This window comes from Nakamurella leprariae (assembly GCF_016918035.1).
Classification (GTDB): Bacteria; Actinomycetota; Actinomycetes; order Mycobacteriales; family Nakamurellaceae; genus Nakamurella; species Nakamurella leprariae.
This window is the reverse complement of record NZ_JAERWK010000035.1, coordinates 1-2,183: the sequence shown is the minus strand read 5'-3', so window position 1 is coordinate 2,183 and position 2,183 is coordinate 1. Positions and strand designations below refer to the sequence as shown.

Annotated in this window: 1 protein-coding gene and 1 pseudogene; both read right to left on the bottom strand. The window is 70.7% G+C overall.

Translation table 11 applies throughout. The features are described 5' to 3' along the window. Window positions 1-20 precede the first annotated feature (20 nt). Window positions 21-836 (bottom strand): IS21-like element helper ATPase IstB, encoded by an 816-nt coding sequence (gene istB / locus JL106_RS20465; protein WP_205262631.1) that lies wholly within the window; start codon window positions 834-836, stop codon window positions 21-23. Next, window positions 833-2,114: pseudogene (gene istA, locus JL106_RS20460) on the bottom strand (IS21 family transposase). The gene istB and the pseudogene istA overlap by 4 nt, the downstream one beginning before the upstream one ends. Window positions 2,115-2,183: the final 69 nt, after the last annotated feature.

The following is a 2,183-nucleotide window of genomic DNA, read 5'->3' as shown; positions in this document are numbered from 1 at the left end:
GTTGACCCCCGGGCGGTTGGTCAGTCCCGGTTCGCCCGGTTCTGTTTGGCCAGCAGTTCGCGGCGTTGGCGGGTGCGGTAGGAGTCGCCGGTGAGGGTGAGGACCTCGGCGTGGTGGACGAGGCGGTCGATCATGGCGGCGGCGACGACGTCGTCGGAGAAGGTCTCGCCCCAGCGGCCGAACGGCAGGTTCGAGGTGACCAGGACGGAGCCGGTCTCGTAGCGGGAGGCGATGAGCTGGAAGAACAGGTTCGCGGCGTCCTGGTCGAACGGGATGTAGCCGACCTCGTCGATGATGATCAGCTTGTAGCGGCGGATCTTCTTGAGCTCGGCTTCCAGGCGCCCGGCTTGGTGGGCGTCGGCCAGGCGGGTGATCCAGTTGTTGGCGGTGTCGAAGAGCACGGAGTAGCCGGCGTGGGCGGCTTTCACGCCGAGTCCGATGGCCAGATGGGTTTTCCCCAGGCCGGGTGGGCCGAGCAGGATCACGTTCTCGGCCTTGGCCACGAAGGTGCCGGTGGCCAGGTGCGCCAGGACGTCCCGGCGCAGCGATGGCAGGTGGTCGAGGTTGAAGTCCTCGAGGGTCTTGACGGCCGGGAAGTGGGCGGTGCGGATCCGCATGGTGGTGCCGGCGGACTCGCGTTCGGCGACCTGGCGTTGCAGGACCGCGGCCAGGTATTCCTCGTGGGACCAGTTCTCGTCGCGGGCGTGGTCGGCCAGCTCCGACCAGCACCGTCCGATGGTCGGTGTCTTGAGGACCCGGGTCAGGTAGGCCAGCATCGAGGGCAGCCCGGCCGCCAGGGGTGGCGCGGCTCGGTCCAGCTCTGGTGCGGTGGTCATGGAGTGCTCGCTTCCGCCGCGGGCGCGGCTGTCGGGGTGAACTGGACGCCGAACAGGGCGTCGTAGTCGGGCAGGGCTCGGATGGCGACCGGGTGGCCATCGCTGTGTCGACGGGCGCCGCTGGGCTGGGCCAACTGCTGGGCGCGGCGCTGCTCGGCCAGTGCCAGGCGCATCCGGGCGGCGGTGGCGACGTGCTCGGGATCGGTGACCACGGCGTGTTTGGCCCAACTGCGCAGGTGCTCGGCGACCGGCTGTCCGTCGCAGAACACCTGCACCCGCGTCGGGGACGCGACCACGTCGACGAACCTGCCGATCGCCCGGGGATCGACCGAGTAGTCGCAGGTGTCGACGCGGACGTAGTAGTCACGGGCCAGCCGGATCCGGTGCGCCAACCCGACCGTCGGGGCCACCGGCGGCAGCATGGTCATCGCCTGGCGGTCGGTCTCCAGCAGGTCGACCGGGCGGGCCTGCAACGTCCGCAGCGTGCGAGCGTTGGCCCGGGGCAGCCAGTCCTCGAGCTGGTCGTTGAAGTCGGCCGGTCCGGCGAACTCCCGGCCGGGCAGGAACGAGGTCTCCAAGTACCCGTTGTTGCGCTCCACCAGGCCTTTGAACTCGCAGGTCCCGCGGCGGCGCCAACCGGATCCGGGTGGCCAGGGTGCCGGCGAACACCGCGGCCGGGGCGCTGACCCGCCCGGACCCACCGATCGCGGACTCCCGGTCCCACACCAGCGTCTTGGGGACCCGCCCGATCTGCGAGATCAACAGCCACATCCCGGCCAGGATGTCCCCGGCCTGCCGCGACGGGATCATCGTCGCCGACAGGTACCGGGAGAACCCGAGCGTGATCACCAGCACCGGCAGGATCCGCACCTGCCGGGCATCGACCGGGACCGGGGTCGCCGGGAACCACAGATCGCACTGAGCGATCTGTCCCGGCTCGTAGACCACCCGGTCGACCGGGTCGATGCCCACGTACTCCGGCCGGATCCGGGCCAGCAACTTCTTCAACGGGCCCTCCGAGTACGGCCAGCCGATCCGCTGCGCGATCACCGGCCCCGGCATCCGTGGCCACTGCGCCAGCAACGCCCGGACCTGCCCCTCGTAGGCGTCCGCGACCGACCCCCGCGCCGCCCGCTCGTACTTCGGCGGCCCGTCCGACCGCACCGCCGTCCGCACCGTGTTCCGGGCCACGCCCAACCGCCGGGCGATCTCCTTGATCGGCACGCCCTCGGCCCGATGCAACCGACGGATCTCCGCCCAGTCCTCCACGTTCAGCACCTCCCCAGCGTCGGGAGGGGGTCAACGTTCCCGGAACCCCAGAGGGTCAGGATTCAAGATCCGGCGACA